A 12,027-nucleotide genomic window follows, 5' to 3' on the forward strand; every position below is an offset into this window, starting at 1 on the left:
GCCCTGGGCCAAATCGTCGTCGACGTGGGCGGCGGCGGTTTGCATCGCCAGCTCGCGCAGGGCCATCAGGTTGGTCTGGGTAAAAAATGCATCGATGGCGGCGCGGGCCTGCTCCGGCACGTACACCTTGCCGTCGCGCAGGCGCTCCAGCAGCTCGCGCGAAGGCAGGTCGATCAGCAGCAATTCATCGGCTTCTTGCAGCACCCAGTCCGGCAGGGTTTCGCGCACCAGCACGCCAGTGATGCCGCGCACCTGATCGTTGAGGCTCTCCAGGTGCTGGACGTTGACCGTGGTGAACACGTTGATGCCGGCGGCGAGCAGTTCCTGAATGTCTTGCCAGCGCTTTTCATGGCGGCTGCCGGGCGCGTTGCTGTGCGCCAGCTCATCCACCAGCACCAGCTTGGGCTTGGCGGCGAGCAGGCCGTCGAGGTCCATTTCTTCGAGCAGCACGCCGCGGTATTCGCTGCGCAGCAAGGGCTGCTGCGGCAAGCCGCTGAGCAAGGCTTCGGTTTCGGCGCGGCCGTGGGTTTCGACCACCCCGGCGAGCAGTTTGACGCCCTGGCGCAGCTGGGTGTGGGCGGCCTGGAGCATGGCGTAGGTCTTACCCACACCCGGCGCGGCGCCCAGGAAGACTTTGAGCCGGCCACGGCCGTCCCGAGGCAGATCGGCTAACAGGGCATCGGCGCGGCCGGAGTCGCTCATGCTTGGGGTTCCTTCAGGTATTCAGGTATTCGGGCCCACTGAAAATCCAATGTGGGAGCGGGCTTGCTCGCTCCCACAGGGGCTTACAATTTTTCCAGCGCCATGTTCAGCGCCAGCACATTCACCACCGGCGGGCCTACCAGCGGGCTTTCGATATGCTCATCCAGCAGGCGCTGCAAGGTCGACACCGGCACATTCCGTGCGGCCGCCACTCGCGCCAGTTGATAGGCAATCGCCTGTGGTGGCAAGTGTGGATCAAGCCCGCTGCCAGAGGTAGTCAGCGATGCCAAAGGCACCGGGCCCTGGGCGGGCACGCGTTGCTTGGCCGCGTCATCGAATACGCGCGTGGCCAATGCCGGGTTGCTTGGGGCGAGGTTACTCGCGCTGCTGGAAACGGTCGCAAATGCACCGGCCGAAGGGCGTGGGTGGAACCAGCTGTCACCGGTAAAGTCCTGGGCGATCAGGCTGGAGCCGCGCACCTTGCCGCTGGCATCGCGCACCAGGCTGCCGTTGGCCTGGTCGGGGAAAGCCACTTGCGCCACGCCGGTGACGACCAGCGGGTAGGCGACGCCGGTGATCAGGGTCATGAGTACCAGCAGGCTCAGGGCCGGGCGGATCATGTTGGACATTTCGGATTCCTCAATTCAGTCATTGCAACCTGTGGACACCCCTTGGGTGCCCGCAGGAATCGGGTCAAACCAGGTGCAGCGCGGTCAGCAGCATGTCGATTGCCTTGATGCCCACGAACGGCACCAGAATCCCGCCCAGCCCGTAGATCAACAGGTTGCGTCGCAGCAACGCCGCCGCACTCGCCGCCTGCACGCGCACACCGCGCAGCGCCAGGGGGATCAGCACCACGATGATCAGCGCGTTGAACACGATGGCCGACAGAATCGCGCTTTGCGGGCTCTGCAGGTGCATCACGTTGAGCACGCCGAGTTGCGGGTAGATCGAGGCAAACAGCGCCGGCAGGATCGCGAAGTACTTGGCCACGTCGTTGGCAATCGAAAAGGTGGTCAGCGCGCCGCGCGTCACCAGCAACTCCTTGCCGATCTGCACCACGTCCAACAGCTTGGTCGGGTCGCTGTCGAGGTCGACCATGTTGGCCGCTTCGCGCGCGGCCTGGGTGCCGTCGTTCATCGCCATGCCGACGTCGGCCTGGGCCAGCGCCGGCGCATCGTTGGCACCGTCGCCGCACATCGCAACCAGGCGGCCGTCGTTTTGCTCGTGGCGAATACGCGCGAGTTTCTTCTCTGGCGTGGCTTCGGCCAACACGTCATCCACGCCCGCTTCGGCAGCAATCGCCGCGGCGGTCAGCGGGTTGTCGCCGGTGACCATCACGGTACGAATCCCCAGCTTGCGCAGCTCGGCGAAACGCTCACGGATGCCGGGCTTGACCACGTCTTTCAGATGGATCGCGCCGAGCAACTTGCCATCGGCGCACACCAGCAACGGGGTGCCGCCACTCTGGGCGATCTTGTCGATTTCCCGCGACAGTGCAGGTGCAAGGTCACGACGTTGTTGGCCGACAAACGCCAGCAGCGAATCCACGGCGCCCTTGCGGAAGACGCGGCCCTGGTAGTCAACACCAGACAAGCGGGTTTCGGCGCTGAACGGCACGGCGGTCAGTGCGTCCAGGGACGGCTCGGCTTGGGGATGCAAGGCGCGCAGGTATTCGACGATGGATTTGCCTTCCGCCGTATCGTCCGCCAGGGACGCCAGCAGGGCACCTTCGGCCAGGTCCCGGCCACTCACGCCAGGCGCCGCGACCACGGCCGAGCAACGACGGTTACCAAAGGTGATGGTGCCGGTCTTGTCCAGCAGCAACACATGCACGTCCCCCGCCGCTTCCACGGCGCGGCCGGACTTGGCGATCACATTGAGGCGCACCAGGCGGTCCATGCCGGCGATGCCGATGGCTGACAACAAGCCGCCGATGGTTGTAGGAATCAGCGTCACCAACAGTGCGACCAGGAACACCAGCGGCAGGCTGCCATCGGCGAAGTGAGCGAACGGCTGCAACGTCACCACCACCAGCAGGAAGATCAGGGTCAGGCCGATCAGCAGGATATCCAGCGCGACTTCGTTGGGGGTTTTCTGGCGTTTGGCGCCTTCAACCAGGGCAATCATGCGGTCCAGTGTGGACTCACCCGGGTTGACGGTGATGCGGATCAGCAGCCAGTCCGACACCAGGCGGGTGTTGCCGGTGACGGCCGAGCGGTCGCCGCCGGACTCGCGGATCACCGGCGCGGATTCGCCAGTGATCGCCGCTTCGTTGACCGCCGCGATGCCTTCGATGACTTCGCCGTCACCGGGGATCATTTCCCCGGCGGCGACGCGCACCACATCGCCTTTGCGCAGGCTGGTGGCCGGTACGACCTTGAAGCTGCCGTCGGCCTCCTTGCGCCGTGCGCTGAGGCCTTCGCTGCCGGCCTTGAGGCTGTCGGCGCGGGCCTTGCCACGCCCTTCGGCCAAGGCCTCGGCGAAGTTGGCGAACAGCACGGTGAACCACAGCCACACGGCGATTTGCACGGCGACAAAGGTCGGCACCGCCGTGTCGGGCACAAAGCACAACACGGTGGTGAGGATGGCGGTCAGCTCGACCACCAGCATCACCGGTGAGCGTTGCAGCTGGCGTGGGTCCAGCTTGACGAACGCCTGGACCAGCGCCGGGCGCCACAGCGCAGAGATTGCGGTTTTGGCAGGCTCCTGGGTTTTGACCGGAGCCGCGTTTTTTGCAGGCATATTCATTTTCATATCCCCTTTTTAGAAGCCCATGCTCAAGTGTTCAGCGATGGGCCCTAACGCCAGCGTCGGCAGGAAAGTCAGGCCGCCCACCAGCAAAATGGTCACGGTCAACAGGGTCACGAACAGCGGACCATGGGTCGGGAAGCTGTTCTGGCCAATCGGTGCGGTCTTCTTCATCGCCAGGCTGCCGGCCAGGGCCAGGACCGGAAGGATGTAGCCGAAGCGGCCGATCAACATGCCCAGGCCCAGCATCAGGTTGTGGAACGGCGTGTTGGCACTGAAGCCACCGAACGCCGAGCCATTGTTGGCACTGGCCGAGGTGTACGCGTAGAGCAACTGACTGAAACCGTGGGGCCCAGGGTTACTGATGGCCCCCGCCGGACCAGGCAGGCTGGCGGCGATGGCGCCGAGCACAAGCACGCCAACCGGCATCACGAGCAGGGTCACCACCAGCAACTGCACTTCCTTGGCCTGGAGTTTCTTGCCCAGGTATTCCGGGGTGCGGCCGATCATCAGGCCGGCCAGGAACACCGCGATCAACACGTTGAGCAACATGCCGTACATGCCGGCACCGACGCCGCCAAAGATCACTTCGCCGACCATCATATTGACCAGCGCCACCATCCCGCTGAGAGGGTTGAGGCTGTCCTGCATGCCGTTGACCGAGCCGTTGGACGCCGCGGTAGTCGTCACCGACCACAGCACAGTCCCGGTGGTGCCGAAGCGTGTTTCCTTACCTTCCATTGGGGCGGTCTGCTCCACGGCCGGATTGTTCAGCGTCGGGTTCGGCTGGTATTCGGCCCACAGCGAGGTCGCGCCGCCGATCAGGAACAGCGCGAGCATGCAGCCGAGGATCGCGCGGCTCTGACGCAGGTCTTTCACGTAGTGGCCGAAGGTAAACACCAGGGCAACCGGGATCAGGATGATCGCCGCCAGCTCGAACAGGTTGGCCCAGGCCGTCGGGTCTTCAAAGGGGTGCGCTGAGTTGACGCCAAAGAAGCCACCGCCGTTGGTGCCCAATTGCTTGATCGCAATCTGGCTGGCCGCCGGGCCCAGGGGGATCACCTGATCCACGCCCTGCACAGTCAGCGCGTCAACGTAATGCGCGAAGGTTTGCGGCACACCCTGCCATACCAGGAACAACGCCAGCACCAGGCACAACGGCAGCAAGCCGTAGAGGGTGGCGCGGGTCATGTCGACCCAGAAGTTGCCCAACGTCTTGGTGGATTTGCGACCAATCCCACGGCACAAAGCAACAAGTACTGCCAGGCCGGTGGCCGCACTGACGAAGTTCTGCACGGTCAGGCCCGCCATCTGGCTGAGGTAGCTCAGGGACGCCTCGCCGCTGTAGGACTGCCAGTTGGTGTTGGTCATGAAACTGCCCGCAGTGTTGAAGGCCAAGGTCCATTCCTGACCCGGCAATTTCTGCGGGTTCAGTGGGAGATAGTCCTGGAACAGCAGGATCGAGAACAACAGCACAAAGCCCGCGAGGTTGAACGCGAGCAAGGCCAGCATGTATTTCTGCCAGCTTTGTTCTTCATGAGCGTCGACACCGGACAGCCGATAACACGCATTTTCGACCGGCCCCAGCACCGGGGTCAGCCAGGTGCGCTGGCCCTCCATCACTTTGTAGTAGAACCGGCCGAGGAACGGTGCGGGCACCAGCACCACGGCAAAGAAGGCAATGATCAGCCAATAGTCATAACTGTGCATGGCCAGCTCCTAGTTCCGATCCGCGCGTAACAGCGCAACCAGCAGATAAATGAACAGCGCCACGGCCAATAGCAGTGACACCCCGTCCAGAACGCTCATGGAAGTCTCTCCGTTTAGCGGCGAGTGCCGCGTGTGGGGCAATTGTCGGCAGGAGTGGCGTAAAGGAACGAGAGCGAGGGTGCGGGCGGGGCGTAAAGACGGCGTAAAGAGTGGGTTTATGTGGGGTTTACAGCAGGCTTTAGTGATTTGGAGGGCCTCATCGGGGGCAAGGCCCCTCCCACACTGGATCAGCGCTCGCCATACAAATGTGGGAGGGGGCTTGCCCCCGATAGCGTCGGCTCGGCCACCACCGCCCTCATCTGGTGCGGCGATGTAAAGTTTCAAACGCCAAACCATCCCCCACGCGACAATCACGCCGCTTTACGACAATGATTCTCAGGCTGGCATGTCCGCTGCAACACCTTGAATCATTCCAAACGGTTCAGGGAGCAACACAATGAACACACAACTCAAACCCACACTAGGCACTCTGCATTTATGGGGGATCGCGGTCGGGCTGGTGATTTCCGGGGAGTACTTCGGCTGGAGCTATGGCTGGGGCGTCGCCGGGACCTTGGGCTTCCTGGTGACCTCATTGATGGTCGCGCTGATGTACACCTGTTTTATCTTCAGCTTCACCGAGCTAACCACCGCGATCCCACACGCGGGTGGGCCGTTTGCCTACAGCCGCCGAGCCTTTGGTGAAAAAGGCGGCTTGATCGCCGGGCTGGCGACGTTGATCGAATTCGTCTTCGCGCCCCCCGCCATCGCCTTGGCCATCGGTGCTTATCTCAACGTGCAATTTCCGGCACTCGACCCCAAGCACGCGGCCGTCGGTGCCTACATCGTGTTCATGGGCCTGAACATCCTTGGTGTGAAACTCGCCGCCACCTTCGAGCTGGTGGTGTGCGTACTCGCCGTCGCCGAGCTGCTGGTGTTCATGGGCGTGGTCGCCCCCGCCTTCAGCTTCAGCAACTTCGCCCTGAATGGCTGGGCTGGCTCCGACACTTTCGGCGCCCCGGCGATTGCCGGGATGTTCGCGGCGATTCCGTTTGCCATCTGGTTTTTCCTCGCCATCGAAGGTGCAGCCATGGCGGCCGAGGAAGCGAAAGATCCGAAGCGCACCATTCCAAAAGCCTACATCAGCGGCATCCTGACCCTGGTGATCCTGGCCATGGGCGTGATGTTCTTCGCCGGCGGCGTCGGCGACTGGCGCGCCCTGTCGAACATCAACGACCCACTGCCACAAGCCATGAAAACCGTGGTGGGCGACAGCTCCGGCTGGCTGCACATGCTGGTGTGGATCGGCCTGTTCGGCCTGGTGGCGAGCTTCCACGGGATTATCCTCGGCTACTCGCGTCAGTTCTTCGCCCTGGCCCGCGCCGGCTACCTGCCGTCTTTCCTGGCCAAGTTGTCGCGCTTTCAGACACCTCACCGGGCAATTATCGCCGGTGGCGTGGTCGGTATCGCTGCTATCTATAGCGACGGCCTGATTAACCTGGGCGGCATGACGCTGACCGCCGCGATGATCACCATGGCCGTGTTCGGCGCGATCGTGATGTACATCATGAGCATGCTCAGCCTGTTCAAACTGCGTAAGACCGAACCGCTGCTGGAACGCACCTTCCGCGCTCCGGGTTACCCAGTCGTTCCGGCCATCGCGCTAGCACTGGCAGTGGTGTGCCTGGTGGCCATGGCGTGGTTCAACGCGCTGATCGGGCTGATCTTCCTCGGCTTCATGCTGGTTGGTTTTGTCTACTTTCAGATGACCGCCCAAGACCGTGCCGATGCACCGGCGGATGCGATGTTGACCGGGCTCTGATCGACTGGAGGCAGAACGGGCCTACACTGAACTAGTAAGAATGCCCGTCACTCAAAGCAGTTATTCCCGTGGGAAAATTCTCCCACGGCAATCTGCCTCAAGGAGAGCCTTATGCCGTGGTATGCATGGTTGATTTTAGTGGTTGCGATCGGATCGATCGTCGGTGGCCTGATGATGCTGCGTGACAGCGCCAACAAGGTCGAACTCACCGACGAACAACGCAAACGCGTGGCCGAGCGCAACGCCCAGGCGGATGCCAAGGACGCGCAGGATCGCTGAACCTTGGGGTTACTCCCAAGCCGCCTTGGCAATCTGCAAACCGTGCTGCCCTTTGTAGGCAGCACGCTCCGGCTGGCGCCAGCCTTCCAGCAACGCCTCCTCCAGTTTGTAGATCTCAACCCCCAGCGGACGGCACACCGTCAACGGGTCCTGCGCCTCCGGCCCCCACATTGGCAGCGATAAATCCCCACCTGGGCATGTCGACAGCGCACACAGCAAATCAATCTCCGCAAAGAACTCCAGGTAGTCGCCCTTCTGCGCCGGGCATGCCTTCATGAAATACATGTCGTCGTGATTCAGGCCTGTGCACTGGAAAATATTCAACACGTCATGCACGTCGAATTCCGTCAGGCCGTGGGGTAAAACCGCACGCGTGAGGTTCGAATGACAGTGGTGGTGAAAATCCTCGCCCGTGAGCATGCGGTTCACATAGGGATCGCAACGCGTGCCGAGCAAATCGTGCAAGCGCCCGCCGTGTTCATCGATCCCGTAACCCGCCAGGCTGTCATCAGTGATGGTCACCAGGGGCCTCAGAAATGGCAGGTTCGACCACAACCGGTCATGAATGCTCACATGCGCGCCCTGCAACTGACGGGTGCGCGCCGCCCAAAGGCGTTCGCGAGGGTCATTGGCGTTCCACACATTAAAGTCCCCCACCTGCGGGCCCACCGGCGTCGTGACACGAAACACATGCCCGGCCGGCACCTTCCACGCCCTGCCCGTGCGGATCGGCACCTCGAACTGCTCGATCAGCGTGCGCTGGTCCACCTGGTTGCGGATCCGCTCATAGAACGCCGTATCAACCTGCAGCGCCGAACCTTTGCTGACCTGGTAAGCGGCCGGATAGTCTTTGTACATGGTGCGGATCCTCGATCAGGGATGGTTAAACAGGGCCAATGACAGACGTTCCGAATCATCCAGATACAGGCTCATCGCCTCCCCCGCTGCCGGCTTGTCATTGTTGAGTAAGCGTTGATAAATCTCACGATCGCGCTCCAGCCAAGGCGACTGGAAACGCTGCTCATCAGGCGCTGCACAAAACACCAGGCGCAGCTGCGCGATCACCTGGGCGAAAAACTCATCGAACAAAGGGCTGCGCATCAGCCCGACAATCTGCTGGTGGAACACCAGACTGTGGGTCGCCACGGCGCGCCAATCCTCGCGTTCACGGGCCAAGGTGGTGGCATCGATGGCGTTCTGCATGCGCTCGGAGTGGTCCACACTGAGCGCACCGCTCTGGGCGATAGCCTGCAACTCAAGGGTACGCCGGACTACGAACAAATCGCGCACTTCCTCACGCTCCAGCCGGCGAACCATCACCCCCTTGTTACGCGCGTAGCGGGTCAACCCTTCCTGCCCCAAACGGTGCAAGGCTTCGCGAATGGTATTGCGCGAGGCGTTATAGGTCTTCACCAACTCCGCCTCAACCAACGCCATCCCCGGCAACAGCCGCCCGCCAATAATGTCGGCACGCAACTCCAGAGCAATCTGATCGGCTAAAGACAGGCTAAGCGTCATCACGACCTCACGATTGTTGAACAATCCTCTGCGTAGACGTAATCACTTTTCATGCCAATGCTGCAAACCCGGAGATGGAATCGACATGGCGGGTCTTATGCGCATTTCAAATCCAAGGACGACTTGGTGGAAAAAGTCCTGCAAGCTGCAGCGGCAAGCACAGCGAGACGACAGATGCGGTGCTCGGTGCATGACTCAAACACTACTGGGAATGGCCGAGGCGATGCCGCGGGTTTGGTGATGAAGTCAACACTGGTAGGGGCGCTGGTATTGGCCCGAAGCGGCGAAAATTCGCAATTGGCAACACGGATCATGGACGCGGTGCGGGAAAGCATGAAGGCCGGAATTCCGGAGAAATAAAAGGCCGGTCAATAACCGGCCTCGTGGTTCGCTTAGTTGATCACCACCCTATCGCGATTCTTCTCCAGCAACGCCTTGCCGATCCCCTTCACCTCCAACAACTCATCCACCGCAGTGAACGGCCCATTACTTTCGCGATATGCCACGATCGCTTTCGCTTTAGCGGCGCCGATGCCAAAGAGCTCACGGCGCAGGGTTTCGGCGTCGGCGGCGTTGAGGTTGACCTTGGTGGATTGCTCAGGGTTTGCAATCTGAGCGGTAACCGGGGCTGGGGTTTCGGGTTTGACGGACGGGGCCGCGGTGGTAGTGACAGAGAGGGTGGTGAGGAAAGCGAAGACCAGGGCGGTCAGGTAGGTGTTTTGCATTTTGACGCTCCATGACATGCGTTAGAGAAAAAGCAGCTTTTCCGAAGCTGCTTTTCAAACTTAGGCGATGTTGGGGATACGTCAAAAATGCTTGAGTTACAGGGTGTGTGCCACCGACATCATCTTGATATCAATCTGCAAGACTCGCACTTTTTTCCACAAGACAATATTTTCATTATTTAATATGATACATACCGGCGGGGGCAATAAGGAAATCAGACGCCCATTTTCTAACACTCAGCTACTCAAAACTTGAGCCTTTAAAGATGAAAAAAATATTACTCACTGGAGCTACAGGTTTCGTCGGATCAGAATTATTGGCTCAACTTGTTAAACACTCGGAGTACGAAATCGTTGCAGCTTCACGCGCTAAAAATTCGGACCTCGAGAATTCTTGTCAAGTGTTCACGCTTGGAAGTTTTAACTCGGACACTTCATGGCATGAGGCACTTGCAAATGTCGATTGCGTAATCCATACAGCCGGACGCGCTCATGTATTGAAAAAAGAAGCTAACGCGGCTGAATGTTTCAAAGAATCTAATACAGACGCCACTCTGAATTTGGCAAATCAAGCAGAAGCCTTAGGAGTAAAACGTTTTATCTTTATTAGTTCAATAGGTGTGAATGGCTCTCACACTAGTAATCTTCCTTTCTCGGATTCGTCAAAGCTCACGCCCCAGACGGAATACGCCATTTCGAAAATGAATGCTGAAATCGGATTATTGAAGATCGCCGAACGCAATAACATGGAAATCGTAATTATACGCCCTCCTTTAGTATATGCAGCACATGCACCAGGAAATTTTAGAAGATTATTGAAGCTCGTCAAATCAGGAATGCCATTACCGCTGGGTCAGATTAACAACAACAGAAGCATGATCTCTTTAGAAAACTTAATTGATTTTATCTGCGTTTGCATCGAGCATCCCGCCGCCGCCAATCAGGTGTTCCTGGTATCGGATGGACAAGATTTCTCCACGAAAGAATTGGTGACTCTCTTGGCAGCGGGGATGTGCAAGAAAGTACCCCTCGTATCTATCCCCCCCTCTTGGCTAAAAGGCGCTGCCAGATTACTAGGACGCAAAGGACTATATACACAGCTTTGCGAATCATTGAAAATAGATAGCTCAAAAGCTAGAAACTTGCTTGGATGGGTCCCACCAAGTTCGGCAGAGACAGCCATGATTACCGCAGGGGAGATATTTTCCAGTGCCGAGAGAAATAAAAAAAACAACTAAGTTGAGCATGCAGCACGTTGAACGAGTCGATATAAGATTGAATCGATAGGAAGGAGTATCCAACGAGTCAATGTGGGCAAACCAGATACCCCATTGATGAAAATCAATACTAGAGTTATCATTATATTGACTGCAGTGCCTAACGCTTCAAACATAGGCCGGAATTAGTGGGACTCCAAACACAAGCATCAAGAATTTCAATTCAGACTTTGCTATCTCGACACAAAATCTCTCATACCCGAGAGACTATAATCACCACATTCAAGAGCGCCATAAATGAATTTACTAAAAACAGGTAAAAACCTAATTAACCAATGCATACTTCCCCTCGGGCTAGAGATTAACAAAATTGACAGAGGCACAAGCACTCTACTCTACGAAGACTCCAAGAGACCAGAGACACCCAAATATTTGAATATAGGTGCAGGCTCTTTCTTCCACCCATACTGGCACAATCTAGACAATCCTAATGATTATTATAAAGACGATCAAAAAGGCAATCTAAACATTCAATATGATCTCACTTCGCATAAACCGATGCCATTAGAAGACAACACACTAATGGTGGCTTATACATCGCATGTCATTGAACATTTGAGTGACGGTGATGTTGAGTATTTATTCAGCGAAGTATATCGATGCTTACAACCAGGGGGAGTATTTAGACTTACTTGTCCCGACATGGGCCTTGAATATGACGCTTACATTCGCGGAGATGAGAGCTTCTGGAAATGGCCTAATGCGTATGGGGTATATAACAAAAGCATTGAACAGAAGTTTTTAGATCACTTCGCAACAGCACTAACTGATACTCATCCGACAAGCAAAGTAAAAATAACCGACAAAGAGATAAAAGATACATTCCTTAACTTACCAAAAAATGAAGCGTTTGATTCGATCATTGAAAAAATCCCAAAAGAAATACAGAAAGACCACTATGGAGACCATATAAATTGGTTTGACGTGGAAAAAGCCATGCGAATGTTGAAGGCTTTTAACTTCTCAGAAATTTATGAGTCAAAATATCTACAATCGCACTGCCCTATATTAAGGAACAAGGCTCTATTTGATTCGACTTGCCCTGAGCTCTCTATGTACATAGAGTGCCGCAAATAATTTAATAACATAAAAAACTGCCAAGACAGCATTGAAACAAAAAATGTAAAAAAGGCCGGGGTAAACCGGCCTAAAAAATCAGGTATAACATTTTTTCTTCTGCAGCTAATCGACCAAACAATGAGCT

The 12,027-nt window shown here is 57.6% G+C and carries 12 protein-coding genes and 1 pseudogene; 5 read left to right on the forward strand and 8 right to left on the reverse strand.

Annotated features, from left to right (window positions below):
* The 5 genes and pseudogenes from WBR57_RS15505 to kdpF form a co-directional block, all read right to left on the reverse strand.
* A pseudogene (locus tag WBR57_RS15505) lies at positions 1 to 702 on the reverse strand (histidine kinase); the annotation flags it as partial.
* An 83-nt stretch (positions 703 to 785) separates the two neighbouring features.
* Positions 786 to 1,331 carry a potassium-transporting ATPase subunit KdpC gene (gene kdpC, locus WBR57_RS15510; RefSeq protein ID WP_424084576.1) on the reverse strand — a complete coding sequence of 182 codons (546 nt, stop codon included), beginning with the start codon at positions 1,329 to 1,331 and terminating at the stop codon, positions 786 to 788.
* 64 nt (positions 1,332 to 1,395) lie between these two features.
* Positions 1,396 to 3,453 carry a potassium-transporting ATPase subunit KdpB gene (gene kdpB, locus WBR57_RS15515; RefSeq protein ID WP_424084577.1) on the reverse strand — a complete coding sequence of 686 codons (2,058 nt, stop codon included), beginning with the start codon at positions 3,451 to 3,453 and terminating at the stop codon, positions 1,396 to 1,398.
* Positions 3,454 to 3,468: 15 nt separating this feature from the next.
* On the reverse strand, positions 3,469 to 5,163 hold the full coding sequence (gene kdpA / locus WBR57_RS15520) for a potassium-transporting ATPase subunit KdpA (protein ID WP_424084578.1): 1,695 nt from the start codon (positions 5,161 to 5,163) through the stop codon (positions 3,469 to 3,471).
* A 9-nt stretch (positions 5,164 to 5,172) separates the two neighbouring features.
* Positions 5,173 to 5,262, reverse strand: a complete 90-nt coding sequence (gene kdpF / locus WBR57_RS15525; protein WP_003218754.1) for a K(+)-transporting ATPase subunit F — start codon at positions 5,260 to 5,262, stop codon at positions 5,173 to 5,175.
* Between the two features lie 397 nt (positions 5,263 to 5,659).
* Here kdpF and eat point away from each other — a divergent pair, with 397 nt between their 5' ends.
* Positions 5,660 to 7,024 carry an ethanolamine permease gene (gene eat, locus WBR57_RS15530; RefSeq protein ID WP_424084579.1) on the forward strand — a complete coding sequence of 455 codons (1,365 nt, stop codon included), beginning with the start codon at positions 5,660 to 5,662 and terminating at the stop codon, positions 7,022 to 7,024.
* A gap of 111 nt (positions 7,025 to 7,135) precedes the next feature.
* A complete protein-coding gene (locus tag WBR57_RS15535) occupies positions 7,136 to 7,303 on the forward strand; it encodes a DUF2897 family protein (RefSeq protein WP_012722955.1) in 168 nt (55 codons plus the stop codon).
* A gap of 9 nt (positions 7,304 to 7,312) precedes the next feature.
* Here the strand turns inward: WBR57_RS15535 and WBR57_RS15540 are convergent, their stop codons facing one another.
* Together WBR57_RS15540 and WBR57_RS15545 are read right to left on the reverse strand one after the other, a co-directional pair.
* Entirely contained in the window at positions 7,313 to 8,161 is an 849-nt protein-coding gene (locus WBR57_RS15540) for an urea carboxylase-associated family protein (RefSeq protein ID WP_424084580.1), read from the reverse strand.
* Between the two features lie 15 nt (positions 8,162 to 8,176).
* Complete coding sequence (locus WBR57_RS15545; protein WP_424084581.1) at positions 8,177 to 8,821, reverse strand: GntR family transcriptional regulator; 645 nt, start codon at positions 8,819 to 8,821, stop codon at positions 8,177 to 8,179.
* Between the two features lie 126 nt (positions 8,822 to 8,947).
* On the opposite strand from WBR57_RS15545, the gene WBR57_RS15550 reads away from it, so the two are divergent.
* A complete protein-coding gene (locus WBR57_RS15550; protein ID WP_424084582.1) occupies positions 8,948 to 9,181 on the forward strand; it encodes a hypothetical protein in 234 nt (77 codons plus the stop codon).
* Between the two features lie 32 nt (positions 9,182 to 9,213).
* On the opposite strand, the gene WBR57_RS15555 is transcribed toward WBR57_RS15550, so the two are convergent.
* Positions 9,214 to 9,546, reverse strand: a complete 333-nt coding sequence (locus tag WBR57_RS15555; protein WP_424084583.1) for a ComEA family DNA-binding protein — start codon at positions 9,544 to 9,546, stop codon at positions 9,214 to 9,216.
* 266 nt (positions 9,547 to 9,812) lie between these two features.
* Between WBR57_RS15555 and WBR57_RS15560 the strand changes: the two genes are divergently transcribed.
* Positions 9,813 to 10,784 carry an NAD-dependent epimerase/dehydratase family protein gene (locus WBR57_RS15560; RefSeq protein WP_424084584.1) on the forward strand — a complete coding sequence of 324 codons (972 nt, stop codon included), beginning with the start codon at positions 9,813 to 9,815 and terminating at the stop codon, positions 10,782 to 10,784.
* 276 nt (positions 10,785 to 11,060) lie between these two features.
* Positions 11,061 to 11,900, forward strand: coding sequence for a class I SAM-dependent methyltransferase (locus WBR57_RS15565; protein ID WP_424084585.1), 840 nt, complete (start codon positions 11,061 to 11,063; stop codon positions 11,898 to 11,900).
* Positions 11,901 to 12,027 lie beyond the last annotated feature (127 nt).

Origin of the sequence: Pseudomonas sp. (assembly GCF_049590575.1) — a bacterium.
Lineage (GTDB): Bacteria > Pseudomonadota > Gammaproteobacteria > Pseudomonadales > Pseudomonadaceae > Aquipseudomonas.

Coding starts and splice junctions, on each gene's coding strand:
- kdpA (WP_424084578.1), bottom strand. CDS start 5,163: ATGCACAGTTATGACTATTGGCTGATCATTGCCTTCTTTGCCGTGGTG.
- eat (WP_424084579.1), top strand. CDS start 5,660: ATGAACACACAACTCAAACCCACACTAGGCACTCTGCATTTATGGGGG.
- kdpF (WP_003218754.1), bottom strand. CDS start 5,262: ATGAGCGTTCTGGACGGGGTGTCACTGCTATTGGCCGTGGCGCTGTTC.
- kdpC (WP_424084576.1), bottom strand. CDS start 1,331: ATGTCCAACATGATCCGCCCGGCCCTGAGCCTGCTGGTACTCATGACC.
- WBR57_RS15565 (WP_424084585.1), top strand. CDS start 11,061: ATGAATTTACTAAAAACAGGTAAAAACCTAATTAACCAATGCATACTT.
- WBR57_RS15545 (WP_424084581.1), bottom strand. CDS start 8,821: ATGACGCTTAGCCTGTCTTTAGCCGATCAGATTGCTCTGGAGTTGCGT.
- WBR57_RS15540 (WP_424084580.1), bottom strand. CDS start 8,161: ATGTACAAAGACTATCCGGCCGCTTACCAGGTCAGCAAAGGTTCGGCG.
- WBR57_RS15560 (WP_424084584.1), top strand. CDS start 9,813: ATGAAAAAAATATTACTCACTGGAGCTACAGGTTTCGTCGGATCAGAA.
- WBR57_RS15535 (WP_012722955.1), top strand. CDS start 7,136: ATGCCGTGGTATGCATGGTTGATTTTAGTGGTTGCGATCGGATCGATC.
- WBR57_RS15555 (WP_424084583.1), bottom strand. CDS start 9,546: ATGCAAAACACCTACCTGACCGCCCTGGTCTTCGCTTTCCTCACCACC.
- kdpB (WP_424084577.1), bottom strand. CDS start 3,453: ATGAATATGCCTGCAAAAAACGCGGCTCCGGTCAAAACCCAGGAGCCT.